General features: G+C 50.7%; 19 protein-coding genes and 2 pseudogenes. 13 read left to right on the top strand and 8 right to left on the bottom strand.

Annotated elements, in window-relative coordinates; all coding sequences use genetic code 11:
• Positions 1-5 precede the first annotated feature (5 nt).
• The 5 genes and pseudogenes from ACTG2W_RS15655 to ACTG2W_RS15635 form a co-directional block, all read left to right on the top strand.
• The gene (locus tag ACTG2W_RS15655; protein ID WP_164535989.1) at positions 6-1883 is read left to right on the top strand and encodes an integrase; all 1878 of its coding nucleotides are present in this window, start codon (positions 6-8) and stop codon (positions 1881-1883) included.
• A complete protein-coding gene (locus ACTG2W_RS15650) occupies positions 1871-2350 on the top strand; it encodes a hypothetical protein (RefSeq protein WP_164535988.1) in 480 nt (159 codons plus the stop codon). Before ACTG2W_RS15655 ends, ACTG2W_RS15650 begins: the two co-directional genes overlap by 13 nt.
• Positions 2347-2787 (top strand): VPA1267 family protein, encoded by a 441-nt coding sequence (locus ACTG2W_RS15645; protein ID WP_201909211.1) that lies wholly within the window; start codon positions 2347-2349, stop codon positions 2785-2787. The genes ACTG2W_RS15650 and ACTG2W_RS15645 overlap by 4 nt, the downstream gene beginning before the upstream one ends.
• Positions 2784-4946 (top strand): AAA family ATPase, encoded by a 2163-nt coding sequence (locus ACTG2W_RS15640; RefSeq protein ID WP_164535987.1) that lies wholly within the window; start codon positions 2784-2786, stop codon positions 4944-4946. Before ACTG2W_RS15645 ends, ACTG2W_RS15640 begins: the two co-directional genes overlap by 4 nt.
• Positions 4947-5163: 217 nt before the next feature.
• Positions 5164-5325 (top strand): annotated as a pseudogene (locus ACTG2W_RS15635) (IS5/IS1182 family transposase); the annotation flags it as partial.
• A 109-nt stretch (positions 5326-5434) separates the two neighbouring features.
• Here the strand turns inward: ACTG2W_RS15635 and istB are convergent.
• Together istB and istA are read right to left on the bottom strand one after the other, a co-directional pair.
• The gene (gene istB, locus ACTG2W_RS15630; protein ID WP_059296348.1) at positions 5435-6190 is read right to left on the bottom strand and encodes an IS21-like element ISAs29 family helper ATPase IstB; all 756 of its coding nucleotides are present in this window, start codon (positions 6188-6190) and stop codon (positions 5435-5437) included.
• Between the two features lie 14 nt (positions 6191-6204).
• Positions 6205-7746 carry an IS21 family transposase gene (istA, locus tag ACTG2W_RS15625; RefSeq protein ID WP_164535986.1) on the bottom strand — a complete coding sequence of 514 codons (1542 nt, stop codon included), beginning with the start codon at positions 7744-7746 and terminating at the stop codon, positions 6205-6207.
• A gap of 355 nt (positions 7747-8101) precedes the next feature.
• On the opposite strand from istA, the gene ACTG2W_RS15620 reads away from it, so the two are divergent.
• Positions 8102-8770 (top strand): hypothetical protein, encoded by a 669-nt coding sequence (locus tag ACTG2W_RS15620; protein ID WP_017780890.1) that lies wholly within the window; start codon positions 8102-8104, stop codon positions 8768-8770.
• Between the two features lie 87 nt (positions 8771-8857).
• Here ACTG2W_RS15620 and tet(E) read toward each other — a convergent pair whose 3' ends face one another.
• Entirely contained in the window at positions 8858-10075 is a 1218-nt protein-coding gene (gene tet(E), locus ACTG2W_RS15615) for a tetracycline efflux MFS transporter Tet(E) (protein ID WP_017780889.1), read from the bottom strand.
• A gap of 80 nt (positions 10076-10155) precedes the next feature.
• Between tet(E) and tetR the strand changes: the two genes are divergently transcribed.
• Positions 10156-10791 (top strand): tetracycline resistance transcriptional repressor TetR, encoded by a 636-nt coding sequence (tetR, locus tag ACTG2W_RS15610; RefSeq protein ID WP_017780888.1) that lies wholly within the window; start codon positions 10156-10158, stop codon positions 10789-10791.
• A gap of 331 nt (positions 10792-11122) precedes the next feature.
• On the opposite strand, the gene ACTG2W_RS15605 is transcribed toward tetR, so the two are convergent.
• Complete coding sequence (locus tag ACTG2W_RS15605; RefSeq protein WP_017780887.1) at positions 11123-11314, bottom strand: hypothetical protein; 192 nt, start codon at positions 11312-11314, stop codon at positions 11123-11125.
• Positions 11315-11523: 209 nt separating this feature from the next.
• Positions 11524-11994, bottom strand: coding sequence for a hypothetical protein (locus ACTG2W_RS15600; RefSeq protein WP_017780886.1), 471 nt, complete (start codon positions 11992-11994; stop codon positions 11524-11526).
• Positions 11995-12092: 98 nt separating this feature from the next.
• Here ACTG2W_RS15600 and ACTG2W_RS15595 point away from each other — a divergent pair, with 98 nt between their 5' ends.
• Positions 12093-12401, top strand: a complete 309-nt coding sequence (locus ACTG2W_RS15595) for a helix-turn-helix domain-containing protein (protein ID WP_047440196.1) — start codon at positions 12093-12095, stop codon at positions 12399-12401.
• A 108-nt stretch (positions 12402-12509) separates the two neighbouring features.
• Here the strand turns inward: ACTG2W_RS15595 and ACTG2W_RS15590 are convergent, their stop codons facing one another.
• Positions 12510-13256 carry a DinB/UmuC family translesion DNA polymerase gene (locus tag ACTG2W_RS15590; protein ID WP_113725460.1) on the bottom strand — a complete coding sequence of 249 codons (747 nt, stop codon included), beginning with the start codon at positions 13254-13256 and terminating at the stop codon, positions 12510-12512.
• Positions 13257-13340: 84 nt separating this feature from the next.
• Positions 13341-13463: pseudogene (locus tag ACTG2W_RS15585) on the bottom strand (Y-family DNA polymerase); the annotation flags it as partial.
• A gap of 474 nt (positions 13464-13937) precedes the next feature.
• On the opposite strand from ACTG2W_RS15585, the gene ACTG2W_RS15580 reads away from it, so the two are divergent.
• Positions 13938-14681, top strand: a complete 744-nt coding sequence (locus ACTG2W_RS15580) for a substrate-binding periplasmic protein (RefSeq protein ID WP_106843531.1) — start codon at positions 13938-13940, stop codon at positions 14679-14681.
• A 72-nt stretch (positions 14682-14753) separates the two neighbouring features.
• On the opposite strand, the gene ACTG2W_RS15575 is transcribed toward ACTG2W_RS15580, so the two are convergent.
• Positions 14754-14876, bottom strand: a complete 123-nt coding sequence (locus tag ACTG2W_RS15575; RefSeq protein WP_005306071.1) for a hypothetical protein — start codon at positions 14874-14876, stop codon at positions 14754-14756.
• Between the two features lie 464 nt (positions 14877-15340).
• Between ACTG2W_RS15575 and ACTG2W_RS15570 the strand changes: the two genes are divergently transcribed.
• The 4 genes from ACTG2W_RS15570 (at position 15341) to ACTG2W_RS15555 (ending at position 19144) form a co-directional block, all read left to right on the top strand.
• On the top strand, positions 15341-16243 hold the full coding sequence (locus ACTG2W_RS15570) for a cation diffusion facilitator family transporter (protein WP_106843530.1): 903 nt from the start codon (positions 15341-15343) through the stop codon (positions 16241-16243).
• 146 nt (positions 16244-16389) lie between these two features.
• Positions 16390-16674, top strand: coding sequence for a DUF3811 domain-containing protein (yjbD, locus tag ACTG2W_RS15565; RefSeq protein WP_005340165.1), 285 nt, complete (start codon positions 16390-16392; stop codon positions 16672-16674).
• Positions 16675-17269: 595 nt separating this feature from the next.
• Positions 17270-17482 (top strand): transcription antiterminator/RNA stability regulator CspE, encoded by a 213-nt coding sequence (cspE, locus tag ACTG2W_RS15560; RefSeq protein WP_005316548.1) that lies wholly within the window; start codon positions 17270-17272, stop codon positions 17480-17482.
• A gap of 303 nt (positions 17483-17785) precedes the next feature.
• On the top strand, positions 17786-19144 hold the full coding sequence (locus ACTG2W_RS15555; protein ID WP_005340164.1) for an NCS2 family permease: 1359 nt from the start codon (positions 17786-17788) through the stop codon (positions 19142-19144).
• The last annotated feature ends 117 nt before the right edge of the window (positions 19145-19261 follow it).

Below are 19261 nucleotides of genomic sequence, written 5' to 3'. Positions count from 1 at the left end.
AATCAGTGGACAGTAACATTTTTCATTTTAAGCCTGCGATAGAACTGAATTCAGAAGCGAATCTAGAAAAATTCATTCAAAGTAGCAAAAACAAATTAACTGTTTTCGGTGAAGATTGCTGGGATCATAATTTATGGCACACTTTTCACAATACTCGCCGTGTTGTTGCCCGTTTCTCCACAAATTTAGAGCCATCAACTTCCTATAGTTTCTCTCCCCTAGGTGCACCATTTATTGATTTTGCAAAAGCATACATTCGCTACATTTACGCATTAAAACCCATAACAAATCTTCACAGACATTTCGAAGCTATTCGAATACTTGAAGAAGCATTGATTCTATCAAAACATAAAGCAGATATTCTGATGCTCGATGGCCTAGTTTTAGAAAGGCTAGGCGATATTTTTAATAGACGCATATCAAATCTGGCAGGTCGAAATAAAGCGGGCTATCAAATGGAGCTTCTTCTTAATTTCTGCCGTGACAACTTTATAACACCGAGTCTTCCTGGGTGGTCAAATCCATATCAAAAAGTAAAAGATTTAACTATTCAACTTGATGAGAATGGAAAAGAACATCGTAAAAATAAATTGCCCTCAGAAGAGGATATGATGTTATTTGCTAAGTTATTTCATGACGCACCTTCATTAGGTATTGAAGCAGAATATTTTACTTCTGTAATAGCATTGCTCATGCAAGCACCATCCCGATGCTCTGAGTTATTCTCATTGCCTATAGATTGTACTGTATGGGAGGAGAATCGCAGCGGAGAACTTAAACTTGGAATACGTTGGGTGCCAGCCAAAAATGGCAACGAAGGGATTAAATGGGTTCCTACTGTCATGCAAGATGTAGCTTTGGAAGCTATCGAACGATTGAAAAAAATTAGCATGCCTGCACGGGAGGCAGCGATGTATGCAGAAACGCATCCAGATAACAATGGGAGTATGGTGTATATCAGTAAATTGGTTAACTGGCCTTTTGTTGATAACGCAAAAAAAGTTAAGGCCTCAGAGGCTTTGTTACTATATAGAGACCGTGAGTTACATGCCGAACATGATGTTATTCAACACTCGTTTGTTATACCTACGGTGAACATAATTAATGCAAGGATTTCTAGGTCTGAGGCCAGAAAAGGAGTCCTCCTTTGGAAGAAACATAACATATTACGAGAGGATGGCTCACAACCCGATATAACATCCCATCAAGCTAGGCATTGGCTAAGTACCAAAGCTGAACGGGGTGGGATGGATGAGTTGACGCTTGCAAACTGGGCAGGGAGAGCAAGAGTTGCTGATAATGCCAGCTATGATCATCGCACAGAAGAAGAAAAGTCCAATGCAATTGCAGTTATTACTATCCCTGAAAATGCAAACACGTTGGACAAAATAAAATGTAACCTTCCAATTAGTTTCGAGGAAATCGGAAAGAACCTTACTGGTGCAGCGATAGTAACAGAGCTAGGCGTGTGTGAACATGATTTTGCCATGACTCCATGTCAGCGAAACGGTGACTGTGAAACCTGCAAAGAATTGGTCTGTATCAAAGGCCTCAGTAGCTCATTGGAGCTGTTGAAAGTACGAGAAGTTCAAGTGGCAGCTCAACTCGAAAAAGCACAGCAAAGCCATAAAATGGGGGCCTTTGGTGCTGACCGCTGGGTTAGCTCACACGGTTGGCGACTTGCTCATATTAGAACAAAGATCCGGCTATTAGAGGATGACAATATTCTTGATGGCACCCCCATTCGTATTCCTGATGTATATGATCCCTCGCCAGCCAAGGTTGTTCTTTTAGAGAAGGGGCTTAATATTGAAGTTCAATCGCCTGACTCTATCGATTCTAAAGCTTTTAATATTATGGGTGATTTGTTATGCCTAAAATAGTTATCACAGAAAAAAATCTGCCTAATATACTAGGTCTAATTAATACTTGGGAAGGAAAGTTAACTTGGGAGTTGCTCTGTCAAAAAGTTGCCATAATGATTGATGTTAAAGGTGGCGTCCAACGTCAATCATTATCCTCTTACAAAGATATTCAAGATGCATACTCGCGAAGGAAGACATTTTTAAAAGAACGTTCTTCTCAACCTGAGCCTACCAAAGAGCGTGATGTAACGCTTGAGTATCTTATAAAAAAGGTTGCTCTTTTAGAGAATGAATTGGCCAGATTAAATAGTTTGAATGATGCATACAAACAGCGTTTCATAGTATGGCAATATAATGCTTACATGCATGGTGTCAGAATGACATCAATTGATAACTTCCCAACAGATAGTACCGATCTAAAAAAATTACAGGATATGCTTGGAAAGCCGCTTATAGAAGTTAAACGCCGAACAGGAGGTCAATGATGGGGAGCGGTGCGGAGAAAGCCAAGGAAACCGTCAGGGCATTCGAACTATGGAAAGCAACACAAACCGATGATAGCTATCGACAGATAATTCATAGAGGAAATCTCAGTCGTGGTGAAATCGCCAAGGCGATCGATTGTGGTCGCTCCGCCTTGGTTCAAAATCCCGAGCTTCGTAAGAAACTACAGCACTTGGAAGACAGCTTGAGAGAGAAAGGGGTGTTGCCGCCAATAACCGCCCAAGTCAAAAAACATGCAGATGCTCCCAAGACTTACGACCCTACGACTCATCGACGCCTACTTGATACCAAACGGGTATCAATATTGGAGCAGGAGAATATTGAACTGAAAGCGCAGCTAAGGGAGCTAAAAGCCAGACTGGAGCGCTTCGGTGAGCTATCTGAGACATTGGCCGAAATGGGGATCTTGCCACGATGAACCAATCTCTCCATTCCGAACTATTTCGTGTTACCAGTATCCCATATAGCTCATCCAGCTACGTGATTTTCTCTGGAATACCACTTAATGACGAGACCAACCAGATCAAGGATGGCAAATACTATGTGACCATTAAGGCGCGGCCTGACACCCTTCCGGCACAACCGTCACAGGGCCAGCAATGGACAGTCCATGGAATACCCCTCATTGAGAGGGTCGAGATTGGTGATGTTGTTATGCAGCAGCATACCTACGAATCACCTGAGCATGTGATATGCACCCTGCCAGAGACCGGAGAGCAGTTGATCCAATTCATCGCCAAGGAGCCCGATTTCAAGGGGATTGGCCTTGGCAAGGCCAGAGCGCTCTGGCAGCGACTGGGTACACAATTTCACGCCACCCTGCGCACCGACACGCCAGAGTCTAGAGAGCGCCTCAGGGGCATTCTGAGTGATGTATCTATCGATGCCCTGTTCAATGGATACGCCAAATACAAGAACTTGAGCCATTGTAACTGGATGGCCGAATGCCGGATCCCCTCGTCCATTCAGCAGCGCCTATTGAAGTTCCATGGCGAAGGATCCGTTGAAGCAATCAAAGATAATCCCTACTTGTTGGTCGGCTTCGGAATGGAGTTTGAAGAAGTGGATACCCTTTCTCAAACGAAGTTTGAGGTAGAACTAAAAGATCCGAAGAGACTGAGTGCCGCCCTTGAGTTTGCCATCCATAAAGAAGTTGAAAAGGGCCACACCTACACGACTCAAACCAGACTTTTCCCCCTCCTGATCAAGCTGCTTGGCGATAAAGAGTTGGCTGCACAGGCATTTCAAGCGGGTTACAACCAAGCGCAATTTGTCCTAAATCCTCAGACAGGAACCTATCACCCTACCGCACAATTGCTGATGGAGACTGTTGTTGCCAAGCGGCTGTTGAAACTTGCTAAACAGCAAAATCGTTACGATGAGTCCACCAATGCTGCGTTTCTCGCAGCGGTTAATGAGCTGCCCTATGAATTGACCGCGATGCAAAATGAAGCGGTGCTCACCGCGCTAAACAATGCGGTGAGTTGCATCACGGGGGGCGCAGGAACTGGCAAAACCACAGTGCTCAGAACGGCACTGCGGGCCTATGGCAAAATGGGCTTTGAGGTGCATGCTGTCGCCCTTTCTGGACGCGCAGCAATGCGCCTATACGAGTCGATAGGCTTTAGGACGATGACCATTTCCGCCTTGTTGCGGCAAGAGCCCATAGAACCATCTGATGGGTTTCCCAGCCATCTGCTGGTAATCGATGAAGCATCCATGATCGACCTGCCCACCATGTATCGGCTCACCAACCATCTGCACCCCACCGTGCGGATCATATTCACGGGTGACCCAAACCAGCTACCTCCGATAGGATGTGGCAAGGTGCTAGCCGATATCGTTGCATCACAGGCCATTGCGAACGTGACCCTGGACATCGTTAAACGCCAGAAGGGAGCCACAGGCATTCCTGAATACTCTATGCAGGTCAATCAAGGTCTCATACCGGAGCACTTGAGCATGGGTAACGTCTATTTCCACGAAACATCCAAAGAGAGGATCGCCCAAGTCTGTGCCGAGTTATATCAGCAATCCCCCGAGAACAGCCGAGTGGTAGGTGCGACCACCGCTATGGTGGCGGAGATCAATAATCTTATTCAGGAGGCCGTCAACCCTGATGGTGCTCGGATGATATTTGAGATGTATGGCGAAACCTACCGCCGCAACGATTTGCGCCAAGGAGATGTGATCCTCTTCACTCAGAACAATTACGAGAAAGGCATTCAAAATGGCTCGCTCGGAACGCTAACTCGCGCTGTCGGGGCTGGAGATGACTACGGAGTGGTTGAACTGGACACAGGCGAGAGCGTGTATGTCACCCAATCCCTGCTGGACTGTATGAGGCTGGGCTACTGCATCACACTCCATAAAGCTCAGGGTTCGCAGTTCCCACGCATCATCATCGCGCTGCAAAAGGGGAGGATCGTTGACAGGGCCTGGCTCTATACCGCAATAACCAGGGCCGAGCATGAGGTCCATATCGTGGGCAGCACAGCTGAGTTTGCAGCCATCACCAAAGCGCCCAGCAATGCCCATAACCGGAACAGCTATCTGCGTGATCTGTTGAAGAAATGAGAGGAGATTGATTCCCTTGGGGAGCGACTACGGGTACAAGCGGAGATAAGCGGTGCGTCAACGCGCAGCGTTGTCCACGGCTTATTCCGTGCTCTTGCGTAGCAAGATGTGCCCGTAGCTGAGCGATCGGAAGGGCTAGAACCTTAAAAATCAATACCTTACAAGGCCTTGACATAGTACCACCAGAGTCTCTTTTGTACCAAGAACGAACTCCAACGTGAGTCATCAATTGACCTTCGCTGATTACGAGTTCAACAGCAAACGCCGCCAGACCCGTAAAGAAGTTTTCCTCTCTTGAATAGAGTAACTGCTTCCCTGGCCCTGGATGCTGGTCATCATTACGCCCATCTATCCCAAGGTCGGCAATGGCCGTCACCCCTAACCACTGATGCAAATCCAGCCATAAGATGCGTATTCCGGCGAAGTTGAACAGCCATTCCGGCCAACGTGAACACCCTGATCCTTAACGCGCTCACGTCATCCCGTTTCTAACTCGACTGTTCAGATTGGGTCAACTCACTTCTCCTCTTTCTCATCGATTCTCCCTTCAGTGACAGCCGGTGAGCGTTGTGCATCAGCCGGTCCAGGATCGCATCTGCCAGGGTGTTGTCACCCAAGCTCGCGTACCACTCTTCAGTTGGCAGCTGACTGACTACTACCGTCGAGTATTTCCCGTACCGATCATCCATGATCTCCAGCAGGGCGTTGCGCTGCTCGGCATTCACCGCTTCCAGTCCCCAGTCATCGAGGACCAGTAGCTCTATCCTGGCCAGTTGACCCAGCAGTCTGGCGTAACTGCCATCTACCTTGGCCTGGCTCAGCTCAAGTAGCAGACGCGGCAGCCGGTAGTAACGAGTGCTATGCCCTTGCTGACAGGCTTGGTAGCCCAGCGCACAAGCCAGGTAGGTTTTTCCACAGCCACAGGGGCCGGTAATGAGCAGGTTCTGGCCTCGGCGCAGCCACTCTCCTTGGGCCAGGTTTGCAACCTGTGACCGCTCCAGGTTGCGTGCAGACTGGTAGTCCACCTCTTGCACCGTGGCTTGGAGTTTGAGCCGCGCCTGCTTGACTAGCCGAGCTTGTTTACGTTGCTCCCGGCTCAGTTGTTCGTGTTCGACCAGCAGGCTTAGACGCTCGATGAAGGGCAGCCCTTCGTAGGTACTGGCCTGTTCCAGTTGTTGTTGCACTGCATCCGCCATGCCGGTCAGTTTCAGGTTTCTCAGGCGGGTCAGGGTTTGTTGGGTCATGGGGCGTATCCTCTTTAGTGGAAGCTCTGGGGGCCACGGATGTTCTCGTGCTCTTGCGGTAACTCTGGGTAGCTCAGCGGGCTTTCGGGCAGTTGGTCGCGGCCACTGGTCAGCACCGACTTGAGCTGTTTGAGTCGCACCAGTCCTTCCCGATTAGCCAACTGACAGCAGGCCTCGACCCGTGATGGCGGATACTCCCGGCTAAGACTCAGTAGCCCCAGGCAGAGTCGGTATGCCTGCTCGACATGGGCTTTCTCTTCCAGCCGTTCGCTCACCCAGCACAAGGTGCCCGGTCCGATATCAGCAGCCCACTGCTTGAGACGGCCTGGCGTCCAGCGTTGCTGCTTGCTGTGGCGTTCCGGCATGTGCTCCGGGATCGTGCTCATCCCCGGGATGGTTTTACGCGGATGGCTCGCGACCAGCTGTTGCTGGTGATAGACCTGAAGCAAAGTGTCGCCAGCATGGAGCTCCAGTTGCTGGCCCACATACTGGTGTGGCACCGAGTAGTGGTGCTGCTCATAGCTGACGTGATAGTCGATGTTGACCTTGACCGTTTTGATGGCGACATAGCGATAGGGATGCACCGGCAGTGGTCCCAGCGCCGGGCGGTCCAACTGCTCAAACGCCTCGCGCCGGTTACCGGGCAGTTGCTTGAACGGGCGCTCGTTGAGTTCGTCCAGCAAGGCCCGGATGCACTGGTTGAGCTCGGCCAGCGAGAAAAAGGTCTGGTGGCGCAAGCGGGCGAGGATCCAGCGCTCGACGATCTGCACACCCACCTCAGCCTTGGCTTTATCCTTGGGCTTGTAAGGGCGAGCTGGCATCACTGCCACCTGATAGTGCTCGGCCAACTGCTGGTAGCTGGGGTTGAGCTCGGGATCGTATCGGCAAGCCTTGCTGACACCGCTTTTGAGGTTGTCGGGGATCAGCAGTGCAGGTGTACCGCCGAAAAACTCAAAGGCACGGACATGGCTTTGCAACCAGTCCGGCAGTGACTGTGACCAGGTAGCCTCGGCAAAGGTGTAGTTGGACGCACCAAGCACGGCGACAAAGATCTGGGCCTGACGGACCTCCCCCGTGGAGAGCGAGGCGATGGGCACCGTGGGCCCGCAGTAGTCGATAAAGAGCTTTTCCCCCGCCTTGTGGATCTGGCGCATGGAGCGCTTTTGCAACTGACACCAGGATTTGTAACGGTCGCAGAACTGGGAGTAGCTGTAACAGCTGTTGGGATAGCGCTGGGTGTACTCCTCCCAGAGCAGTTGTTTGGAGACCCCCTTACGCTTGAGCTCCTGATGGACAGAGGGCCAATCCGGTACAACATGGCGGGCCGAGATGGTGGTATCGGCCTGCGGATAGAACAGGGCCGCCAGTTGGCCATCATCAAGCTGGCTAGGTAAGGGCCAGGTCAGGCCGAGCGTCTGGGCACTTTTGAGGAGTTTCTGGATGGAGCCAACGCTGACCTTGGTGCAGCAACTTATCTGGCGAACAGAGAGGTCAGCTTCCAGCCGCAGTCGCAGCACTTCACGAATTTTACGCATTGCAATCCTCTTGGCAGACATAGGCTCTTCCCTGGCAAAAGGGAGAGCGTATCAAAGGTTGTTAAATCAATGCGTTAAGGATGATTCCGGTGAATGTGAACAGTGATTCCGGGATGTTGAACACTGTTTCCGGAAAGGAGGAGCAAAGTGTTCAGGTTGAGCCGGAATGAGCGTTCACATTGGTCCGGAAATGGTGTTCACGTTGAACCGGAATCGGTGTTCATGATCGGCCGGAATATGCATAAGAACCTTCTCTAAAAAGGCTGGGTGCAAAGTAAGTGGTCAAGTCAGTGTAATTACCCACGAAAGGCCTCTCGCAATTATGATAGGCATGGCCCCGTGGGCGCGGGCATCGGACAGACTCAGGAGCAGTAACATGAAGCATCAAACCCTCACCGTGGAAAATAGCCGCATTCGCGTCACCGTCAGCCGCGAGATAGCCGATAAATTCCTGCCAACCGGAGTTATCGGTCGCGATGAGTCCCCCGGTCAGGCGCAACGTGGTCGTCTGCTTTCTGCCGCGATGGGCAAATTAGCCAGCGCAACCGAATTACGCCTTCGGCTCACTAACGATATCGAGCGGGCTGATGTCATCGCGCTGGCCCATAAGCTCCTTGTCCGTGACTATCTGGAGGAACACAGTCACTACAACGTCAACGAGGTGATCATGCGCCTCGAAGAGGGTCACCTCATGCACAAATACATGGCCCAGGAGGTCACTCTCGCCAATGAGTACGCTCGCGGTGTCTTGAAGACTATTTCGCAAGACGACGCCCGCCTTTACGTAGCGCCAAAGGTAATGGCCGGGGTACTCTCCCCCCATGAACGCAGGCAACTGGAGACCCGCGTTGAACTCCTGCTAAACCGCATTGGCATCAATGCAACTGAGGCACTAGATAAAGCCCGTCACGCCTTGCAAGCGCAGGCCAACATCGCGCACCATTATCACATGTGTCGGGCCAATATGACGGGTTGGAAGATTGAGGTCATCGGGGAACTACCGGCTCAAGTGGGCCTATCTCGGTTGCTGCCAAAGGATGATTAATGGATCGCAATCCCAGACCCACCTACCAGCTCACCTCTATCCACCGAGTAGGGCGCCAGAATTTACGGTGCTGTACAGCATTGTTGCTCAAATTCTCTGCTGTACATCGCTCTTATTTATCGGGTGGATTACCCTACCTGGATGGAAAAACCTCAGTATAATCAATGCAACTACATATAATCCGCAGCCAATTATCCATACCCATCCATTCCACGTTTCGCGGGTTGCACTATACAAAAATGCAAAAACAAGTGGACCGATTACACCTGTCAGGTGGGTCAAACTGGTCAGCACCCCTTGTAATTGTCCCTGTGCTACCTGACCGACACGAACAGATATAATTCCCTGCAAGGCGGGAAGTGTGATGCCACCACAAGCTAGTAACAGCAAAACCGGCCAAACCATCCAGCTTTGTGTAATGACCGCCAATAAAAATAGGCCACAACCGTCAGCCAAAATGCCAACCGCTATAGCTTTCCGTTCTCCCAAATGTTTAGCGATAAAACCAGCAGCAAGTCCTTGAAACAGTGCGTGTGTCAGCCCGAACACAGCCAATGAAACACCGACCATTACGCCATCCCATGCGAAGCGCTCTTCTCCGAATAAAACCCATAATGTTGCGGGGATTTGGCCAATCAATTGAATGATGAAAAAGACAACTAACAATCCCGATAATGGGGAGATCATCTCGCGTATGGAGGATGTGGTTTCATTGATTGTTTCATTCTTTAACTCGTCACTAACCTGATTAGCATTATGGGTCTCATGTAAAATGAATAGGGAGACCAGAAATGCCAGCCCGTTAATAGCAGCAGCGAACATAAACGGTGCCTGTACCGAAAGTTGACCGGCAAAACCACCAATGACTGGTCCAGCAATCATACCGCCACCAAAACAGGCACCCATCATACCAAACCAATGTGTCCTGGATTCCTCAGGTGTGACATCGGCAATTGTTGAGGCTGCAACAGCTCCAGTCGCACCGGTAATACCAGCAATTAAGCGTCCCAAATACAACACCCACACTACGCTGGCTGTTGCCATTAATGCGTAGTCCAGTGTTGCACCTAAAAGTGAAAGTAACAATACAGGGCGACGACCTATGCGATCTGACCAGCGGCCGAGAAGAGGGGCAAAAATCACTTGCATCATTGCATACAGCGCCAATAAAACACCGTAGTTCTCTGCAACATTAGCCTTTCCAACAAACTCCCGTAATAACGCCGGCAAGACAGGCATAATTATGCCAATCCCCATAGCATCTAAAAAAATGATGACCAGTGCCATCATCACAGTGCGGTTCATAGTTAACGTTCTCTATCGATGATAGGGTTTGAAAAATAACTCTATCAGTGATAGATTGTCAACAGCAAAAGGAGATAGTGATGGCACGACTAAGCTTGGACGACGTAATTTCAATGGCGCTCACCCTGCTGGACAGCGAAGGGCTAGAGGGCTTGACTACGCGTAAGCTGGCGCAGTCCCTAAAAATTGAGCAACCGACTCTGTATTGGCACGTGCGCAACAAGCAGACTCTTATGAACATGCTTTCAGAGGCAATACTGGCGAAGCATCACACCCGTTCAGCACCGTTACCGACTGAGAGTTGGCAGCAGTTTCTCCAGGAAAATGCTCTGAGTTTCCGTAAAGCATTACTGGTCCATCGTGATGGAGCCCGATTGCATATAGGGACCTCTCCTACGCCCCCCCAGTTTGAACAAGCAGAGGCGCAACTACGCTGTCTATGCGATGCAGGGTTTTCGGTCGAGGAGGCTCTTTTCATTCTGCAATCTATCAGCCATTTTACGTTGGGTGCAGTATTAGAGGAGCAAGCAACAAACCAGATAGAAAATAATCATGTGATAGACGCTGCACCACCATTATTACAAGAGGCATTTAATATTCAGGCGAGAACCTCTGCTGAAATGGCCTTCCATTTCGGGCTGAAATCATTAATATTTGGATTTTCTGCACAGTTAGATGAAAAAAAGCATACACCCATTGAGGATGGTAATAAATGATGCTATCTATGTGTCAACTCTAATTTATAGTTATGGATAGTGTTTTCAAATATATACATGTATCGTCAGTATTTTATCTATTAAATATTAAACCACTTCTGGTTAATATCATGGGTGTCACCGTCCCTCGATAAAATGGCATTGAGTCTCCCACAACTAAGCCACCCATTCGGTTTAAGGTCTTAACGATGATATCTCTTGCATCCATATGGATTTCATCTACAGATTGTGCGAAAAGTTCGTGCAGTGAAAACCGAGCCAAGCTAGAACCTATTTGATACCCTCTGAAATTTTGCATTGTTGCAAATCGCCCCCAATGAGTTTCATCGCATTATTTCCAGGCTGCAACGGCACCAACAATTGTGGAGTTCATAATTGCACACCACCATTGTGGCGATTTTTCAGCTGGAATAGGGATCAATTCGTCAGGGATCCCCTGCTCTCCCTTGAACACGGGAATTTGCAAACGCAGTATGTCGTCCATATCTTCATGCGTTGCTTTCCTCAATACAAGATTCTGCATCGGGTCATCCTTATCGTTGAGCCGTAACAGCAGGTATTTTCATTAGTAGCTCAGCACAAAATGCACATAATTTGTTCAAATCAATAAGCCGCCTAGGAACACAGTATCTATTGGCCACCGCCTTCCGTTGGCGGCATCGCTTCTTGCGCTATGGCCGACTCAGGTATGCTTCTTTTCGATAAAACGCCTCTTTCATTTATACCTTTTAATTACATCATCACCAATTGACTTACCGCTCTAATTTTCCCATTCAACCGGTAGATTTTTTCTGATGCATTTTTATGCAAACAAGTAATTTTTTGCTTCTCTTGAGGTAGTTTTTCAAGTATCTCGCGGTAGGCTTGTAACTCATAACGAGTCAACAGAAGCTCTTCTTCCAGAGACCTCAACTCACTTGCTAGATCATAATTATCGCCTTTGATTGATGCTTGTAAACTGCCCAGAAGATCATCTGAAAAAATATAATGCCGATTATTTTTTGGCCCATTAGCTTTCACTGCATCCTGTTTTTTCAAGCTATATACATGGCGGTCAACCAAGCCTGATGCCTGATACACAGCCAAGTCATTGACCTCCATAGCCAATCGTATCAGCTCTTTCCTGCTTATTTTTAGACCAGTCATTTTGAGTAAAACTTGATAAAACTTGTTACTGATTTTGTAAACATTTTTATTCTGCATAAAATTTCCACAACCACAACACTTAGGATTGCTAAGTATACAGAGACAGGTGAAACTTAGACAATCTATACATATGAGAACTTTGTGATGAACAAACATTGTACAAAAACCCATTCCCAGAGAGACTCAAGCAGGCGCGTAAAAAAGCAGGTATATCCCAAAAGGAGCTTGGGGTAAGGGCCGGTATGGATGATAGTTCTGCTAGTGGTCGCATGAATCACTATGAGAGAGGTCGCCACGTTCCAGACATTGATACAATGCGAAAACTTGCCAATGTACTGGGAAAGCCGCTGAGTTATTTTTTTTGCGAAGATGATCTTAGTGCGGAATTGGTTTGTCTATTTGAGCAACTTGATGAGGATGAAAAGTTAGATCTTCTCTTTAAGCTACGTGAAAATAAACGGTGATACCGCTAAGTAAGATACCTGCTCATGTTGCGGATTGACCACCAGAAGTTTGCAACGCATTGATAGTGGTTTGTAGCTAGGAGAGGAGGTTAACTTTCATGGTTGTGCTCATGCCTTCACCACCGGGATCCCTTTGATACTGGTGGTATAGCGGGGGCTGAGTTGTTCGCGTTTCATCATCCATTCGCTGGTATCTCGGCCTCGGGATGCAAAGTAGACCTTTCCCAACCGCCCCTGGTTAATCCTATCGATCACCTGCATGAGTGCATCGCTACGGGGATCCTGCTGTTCGCTGCCGAATAGACCCCCTTGCTGCATGCCTTTCGGGGAGAAGTCCGCCAGCATGACGCCGCCCTTCATATAGCGAACATCATCCAACCAGATCCTGCTCAGCAGCGGCTCGATCTGGGCTAGCAACTCACGGGTGTCGGCTGTGGGTATCGGCAACAGCATGGAGATCTGGTTGGCATAATGTGTTTCCCGCTCCGCAAACGGGCTCGAACGAATGAATACTGTGACATGGCGGCAGCACATGCCCTCTGTCCTGAGTTTCTCAGCTGCCCGCTCCATGTAGCCAGCGAGAGCCTCCCGCATGGGGCCGAAGGCGGTGATGCGCTCCCCAAAGGATCGGCTGCAAATTATCTGTTGCTTGGCCTGTGCCAGTTGCTCCAGCTCGGCGCAGGGGATCCCGCACAGCTCCTGCACCGTGCGCTCGACAACGACCCCGTAACGGTGCCGAAGACTCTTAGCATCAGCCGCTACCAGATCAGCCACGGTGTTGATGCCCTGAGCTGACAGCTTGGTGGTGAGTTTGCGACCAATTCCCCAGACCTCGTCTACCGGGGTGATCGCCATCAGTTTGGCGCGGCGTGTTTCATCGCGCAGATCGACCACCCCTCCGGTGGCGGGCCATTTTTTTGCGGCATAGTTGGCGAGTTTGGCTAGGGTTTTAGTGGGGCCGATACCAACACCGACCGTCAGCCCTGTCCACTGCTGTACCCGCTCCCGGATCTGGCGTCCATATGCCACTAGGTCACCCGCCCAACTCTCACTCAGCTCAGCAAAAGCTTCGTCTGTTTACCGGGACGGGTGCGAACAGCTTTGCGAGAAGGTCACTCAGCAACTCGGTGCGTGGTTCTCTCTTTTGAGCTGGTAAGGCTCATGTGGTGAGGGTTCTGGTGAGGACAACCAAAAAGTGTAAGAATAAACAGGTATGAACACGCATTTTCATACCTTTTCTTACATATCTTTAAAAAGTGTCATTTTAAGGTGAGCAACCAGAAGTGTAAGAAAAGGTGTTATGCATTGAAATATATAGTAAAAAATTCATTGCCACTCACTCAGTCACTCACTCAGCAGCGATTTTTTACATGTATTACCTTTTTAGGAACAGAATATTGAAAAGGCCCTGATAACTCAGGGTCTTTTTTTATGCACTCAGGCTGAACCTCTCAGCCCGAAAGGGATATAACGCTTTATGGTTGCCTCCCCTACAGTGATGGATATCCTCCACAGGAGCGCTTTGTGAAAAGTGCAATGAAACTGCTCACCCCTTTATTGCTAATGCTGACCAGCTTGCTCTCCGGCCAGTTGCTGGCAACGCCACTCAAGGTCGGGGTCAGCTTTGCCATCCCCCCTTATGTCATCGAAAGTAATCAGCGTGGCATTGAGCTGGATCTGCTGAAAGAGGCGTTCGCTGGCAGCGGCTATGAGCCCAGCTTTGAATTTCTGCCGCTGGAGCGTACCTTCCGCCTGTTCGATTCAGGAAAGCTGGATGCCATCATCAACGTCAGACCCGGTATGGTTGATCCTCACGTTCTGACCCAGCCCGTTATCACCTTCCATAACCGGATCTTCACCCTGCGCAGCAGCCACATCAGTACTCTGGACGACCTGCATTCAAAACGGGTCACCGCTTTTCAACGGGCAAGGATCATTCTGGGGGGCGCGTTCGCCACCATGGCCAACCAGAATCCCCACTATGAGGAGGTAGCCAAGCAGCAGGTGCAGGTACATCAGCTGATGCGCGGCAGGGTCGATGCAGTCGTACTGGAGGAGCGGGTGTTCTACTACTACCTCGACCAGCTGATTGCCACCGCCCAGGCAGGCGAGCACTACGAGCGCAATCAGGTCAGGCAAGCAGACCTCTTCCCGCCCACCGTCTATCATTTTGCCTTCCGAGCGGCCGATGCCCGCAATCTGTTTGATAAGCGCCTTGAGGCGATGCGTCAGGATGGTCGTTATCACCAGATTTTCGCGGCTTACGGCGCCACGCCGTGAGCCACAGACATAAAAGCCAGCCGGTAAGGGCTGGCTTTGTACTGGCTCCGAAGGAACAGCAGTAGGGGAGCGTTACTTCATTGCGCTGCCGTTTTTCAGTTCTGCTTTCTGACGTTTGGCTTCGCGTTTCTCTTTCAGTGACATCTGCGGTTTTTTCTTGGCATCTTTGCCGTTGTGATGTTCTTTGTTACTCATCATCAAACTCCAAAAATGTTACCCAGACAGTTGGTTCCTCATGGGAGCCAGCATGCCATCCGAATCATCAACTTCAGTACGCTTGGTGGGATGGTTCAAGACCATCACCAGACCCAGCATACCCTCCAGCGGCATCCGGATCCAGCCTCATTCTCGTCCAAAAGATGTCGCGTGCAGCCCCTTGAGCGGGGAAGCCAAACGACCTCGACAGGAAAGACCAAAAAAGAGTAATTCGCATTATTAAATGTTGTCACGCTTATATTAAGCCATCGTTACCTGGATATTTTCACGGATAAATATAAATCCCTCTCATTATTTATTGCCGCGCAAGAGGTCACCATTTTAATAAGCATTCGCAATATCATCGGAAGCATCAGGTTACAACACCGAATAGGTTATTTCCGGTCAGCCGGATATAATGCGCGCCGCACCGAAATATCCGTTTTTATTCAGGAAGCTGTGACATGAACAGAAAAACCAGAGCCGCCATGGTGTCGGTCTGCTCCAATATCAGTCTGATCATCATGAAAATGGTGGCCGGGTTCGCCAGCGGTTCGGTCAGTATCATCTCGGAGGCGATCCACTCCGCCATGGATCTGGTGGCGGCCCTGATCGCCCTGTTCGCGGTGAAAAAGTCCGATCTCCCGCCCGATGAGCGCCACCCCTATGGTCACGACAAGATTGAAAATGTCTCCGGCGTCATCGAAGCACTGCTTATCTTGCTGGCCGCGGGCTGGATCATCTTCGAAGCCGTCGACAAGCTGATCACCCCCAGCCCGATTGAAAGCATTGGCTGGGGCGTGCTGGTGATGGTGATCTCGGCGCTGGTCAACAGCGGCGTCTCAGCCTACCTCTACAAGGTGGCCCGAGAGGAGGAGTCGGTCGCGCTGGCTGCCGATGCGCTTCATCTCAAGGCGGATGTACTCACTTCAGCCGGTGTCGCCGTCGGTCTTGGCGGGATCTGGCTGGCCGATCTGTTCGGCTACTCCCTCGCCATCCTCGACCCGCTGGTCGCCATTGCGGTCGCCATCTTTATTGTCAGAGAGGCGATCAGCATGCTCAACGAGGCCTTCCAGCCGCTGATCGACCAGAGCATGAGCCCGGAAGAGCTGGCGATGACCAGCCGCATCATCACCGAATGCTGCCCTGCTGCCAGCGGTTTTCACGATCTGCGCAGCCGTCGTGCCGGTCGTCGCCGCCATATCGACTTCCACCTCACCCTGCCCCCTGAGATGAGCATCGGCGAAGCCCACGATATCTGTGATCGCATCGAACACGCCATCATGGCGCAACTGCCCCACGCCATCGTGCTTATCCACGTTGAGCCGGAGGAACAAGAGCAGCCCTCACCGCTCACCATAAATTGAAATGTGGCAAACAGGCGGGAAAGTGGCAGCGAAATAACGGAAAGTTGGCACAAACCCGCATTTTTACTGCCGGAAAGCCGATTGCATAAGAAGTGATCGGCACAACTGTGTTAGGGTGTCTAACCACCCTGCCGCAGGAGCGCGCCGTGAAAAAGCTGGAAATGAAAGATCTGACCGAGGCCGAAAAAGCCGAGATAGCCTTGTTATTGCAAAAGGCACAAGCCAATGCAGACCACCAGCTGACCAACGGAGAGCGGAACAAGATCCGCGAAGAGGGTCGCCTGAAAATTGTGGCCGACCGCGCCGAAGCGGCCAAGGCAGCCTCCAAGCTGGCTCGCGAGAAAGCCAAAGAGCGTGCCAAGAATCAGGTACTGCCGGAAACCTTCAGCTGGATTGATTCGGTCAGCAACAAGTTTCGCAGCAAGCGCTGATCCCTTCTTGCAAAACGCCCGCTGGCACTTGGTGCCAGCGGGCGTTTGCATGTCTGGGCGATGCACAATGCTCCCGATTTGGCGCAGCCATTGATTTGCAACTCAGAAGCTAATCGCAGCAGCAAAGAAGTGATTTACATTGTGAGTTAGAGAAAACGCCAACTGACAATCCCCATCTATCGCCAGCTTTTCATTTTTTCTCATATTTTTTGCCAGAGCTGGCTACATAGTCAGGACAAAAAAGCCGAATCCGGCTTGCAACAGGGTGATATGAGTCTGCACTGATTTTTCTATGCCATTGAAATGCATCATGTTTACTATAAAAAATGATATTTTTGGCTGTTACAAAACATTAATATCGAGATAAAGTTTGCTTTAAAAATGAGAGCGTGTTTTAATCTTTCTCGATGGTTCGGCAGTTCAGACCTGATTATGTTAGGCAGTCATTTTAGTAAAGCAGTGATTAGCATAAGCGTTATCCTCGGATAATTCTTATCAAATAATTCTCCTTCTTTAGTGCTCCCCATACGTATTGCTGACGAAAAATCAAAAATTGCCATTTAGGTGGCATTCAACACTATTTAAGGAAATTATTATGTCTAACAAAATGACTGGTACCGTTAAGTTCTTCAACGCTGAGAAAGGTTTTGGTTTCATCTCCCCGGCTGACGGCAGCAAAGACGTGTTCGTACACTTCTCCGCTATCCAGTCCACCAGCTTCAAAACCCTGGACGAAGGTCAGCGCGTTGAGTTCACCATCGAGCAAGGCCAGAAAGGCCCGGCTGCTGCCAACGTAGTTGGTCTGTAATTCAAGCCGGAGCATGCTGCTGATGGCTCATGCCAACTGCTGACAGCTCTGCAAGAATTTAAAAACCCGCTTCGGCGGGTTTTTTGTTTTTCCCCGCTTTTTCCTCACTGATCTCCCCTCCCCCGACAACTTGATCCCTCCCTTACACGCCCTCACCGCTTGAGTCTTACAATGAGCTCCGAATGGACTCAAAATGTAAAATAGTGACGAAAAAGTCCGGTTATCCGCTGTATTTGCCGCGAATTCTTGCTATTTTGCGCGCCACCAACGCAAACGATTTCCTTCACACTTTCAGGATTAGTTATGGCAAAGCAAGATATGGCCGCCCAAACAGGGACTGGCGGCTTTCTGGACTCTTATTTTTCCATTTCTGCGCGCGGCAGCAGCGTGCGTCAGGAGCTGGTCGCGGGGCTGACCACCTTCCTGGCGATGGTCTACAGCATCATTGTGGTGCCGAACATGCTGGGCGCAGCCGGCTTTGAGCAGGGCCCGGTGTTTGTGGCCACCTGTTTGATCGCCGCCTTCGGCTCCCTGCTGATGGGCCTGTGGGCCAAGCTGCCGATGGCTATCGGTTGCGCCATCTCCCTCACCGCCTTTACCGCCTTCAGTCTGGTGCTGGGTCAGGGGCTGAGCATTCCGGTCGCCCTCGGCGCCATCTTCCTGATGGGTGTGCTGTTTACCCTGATCAGTGTCACCGGCGTGCGCCAGTGGATCCTGGATAACCTCCCCTCCGGCATCGCTCACGGCACCGGCATCGGTATCGGCCTGTTCCTGCTGCTGATCGCCACCAACGGCGTTGGCATGGTGATCAAGAACGAAGGTGCTGGCCTGCCGGTACAACTCGGTGAAGTGACCGCCTTCCCGGTGATCATGACGGTGCTGGGTCTGGCCGCCATCTTCGGTCTGGAGCGTCGCAAGGTGCCGGGCGGCATCCTGATGGTGATCATCGCCATCTCCATCCTCGGCCTTATCTTCGACCCGAAAGTGACCTGGCAGGGCTTCTTCGCCATGCCGAGCCTGACTGGCGAGAAGGGCTCGCTGGTAGGCAGCATGGATCTGCTGGGCGCCCTCAATCCGGTAGTCATTCCGACCGTACTGGCGCTGGTGATGACCGCCGTGTTTGACGCTACCGGCACCATCCGTGCCGTGGCCGGTCAGGCTGGCCTCATCAACGAGCGTGGCCACATCATCAGTGGCGGCAAGGCCCTGACTGCCGACTCCGTCAGCAGCATGGTGGCAGGCGCCGTTGGCGGTGCTCCGGCTGCCGTCTACATTGAATCTGCCGCAGGCACCGCAGCAGGTGGCAAGACCGGTCTGACCGCCGCGCTGGTCGGCGTGCTGTTCCTGCTGATGATCTTCCTCTCCCCGCTCAGCTATCTGGTACCGGCTTACGCCACCGCACCGGCGCTGATGTATGTCGGTCTGCTGATGCTGGGCAACGTCACCAAACTGGACTTCAGCGACTCGGTTGATGCCCTCTCCGGCATGCTGTGCGCCGTCTTTATCGTGCTGACCTGCAACATAGTCACCGGCATCATGCTGGGCTTCGTGGCGTTGGTCGTTGGCCGCATCTTCGCTGCCGAGTGGAAGAAGCTGAACGTCGGCACCGTCATCATCGCCCTAGCGCTGGTGATCTTCTATGCCGGTGGCTGGGCCATCTAACCCGTCCGCATATTCCGGTTATACCGAAGGGCCCTGCAGGGCCCTTTTTCATGGCTGTGAGTCAGCTAACAGTTTCCCGCTCGCTAGCCCTGCGCCGTTTCAGATTGAAACACCGAG

Source organism: Aeromonas sp. 96A (genome assembly GCF_051919165.1).
GTDB classification, from domain to species: Bacteria; Pseudomonadota; Gammaproteobacteria; order Enterobacterales; family Aeromonadaceae; genus Aeromonas; species Aeromonas veronii.
Note: the sequence above shows the minus strand (reverse complement) of the source record. Positions and strands in the feature narration are given on the sequence as shown.

Bases quoted from the DNA above. Each gene is read 5' to 3' on its own strand.
- ACTG2W_RS15555 (WP_005340164.1), top strand. From the start codon at position 17,786: ATGGCAAAGCAAGATATGGCCGCCCAAACAGGGACTGGCGGCTTTCTG.
- ACTG2W_RS15570 (WP_106843530.1), top strand. From the start codon at position 15,341: ATGAACAGAAAAACCAGAGCCGCCATGGTGTCGGTCTGCTCCAATATC.
- ACTG2W_RS15620 (WP_017780890.1), top strand. From the start codon at position 8,102: ATGAAGCATCAAACCCTCACCGTGGAAAATAGCCGCATTCGCGTCACC.
- ACTG2W_RS15600 (WP_017780886.1), bottom strand. From the start codon at position 11,994: ATGCAGAATAAAAATGTTTACAAAATCAGTAACAAGTTTTATCAAGTT.
- ACTG2W_RS15590 (WP_113725460.1), bottom strand. From the start codon at position 13,256: ATGGCGATCACCCCGGTAGACGAGGTCTGGGGAATTGGTCGCAAACTC.
- ACTG2W_RS15580 (WP_106843531.1), top strand. From the start codon at position 13,938: ATGAAACTGCTCACCCCTTTATTGCTAATGCTGACCAGCTTGCTCTCC.
- ACTG2W_RS15575 (WP_005306071.1), bottom strand. From the start codon at position 14,876: ATGAGTAACAAAGAACATCACAACGGCAAAGATGCCAAGAAAAAACCG.
- tetR (WP_017780888.1), top strand. From the start codon at position 10,156: ATGGCACGACTAAGCTTGGACGACGTAATTTCAATGGCGCTCACCCTG.
- ACTG2W_RS15650 (WP_164535988.1), top strand. From the start codon at position 1,871: ATGCCTAAAATAGTTATCACAGAAAAAAATCTGCCTAATATACTAGGT.
- ACTG2W_RS15605 (WP_017780887.1), bottom strand. From the start codon at position 11,314: ATGCAGAATCTTGTATTGAGGAAAGCAACGCATGAAGATATGGACGAC.
- istB (WP_059296348.1), bottom strand. From the start codon at position 6,190: ATGACCCAACAAACCCTGACCCGCCTGAGAAACCTGAAACTGACCGGC.
- ACTG2W_RS15640 (WP_164535987.1), top strand. From the start codon at position 2,784: ATGAACCAATCTCTCCATTCCGAACTATTTCGTGTTACCAGTATCCCA.
- istA (WP_164535986.1), bottom strand. From the start codon at position 7,746: ATGTCTGCCAAGAGGATTGCAATGCGTAAAATTCGTGAAGTGCTGCGA.
- cspE (WP_005316548.1), top strand. From the start codon at position 17,270: ATGTCTAACAAAATGACTGGTACCGTTAAGTTCTTCAACGCTGAGAAA.
- ACTG2W_RS15645 (WP_201909211.1), top strand. From the start codon at position 2,347: ATGATGGGGAGCGGTGCGGAGAAAGCCAAGGAAACCGTCAGGGCATTC.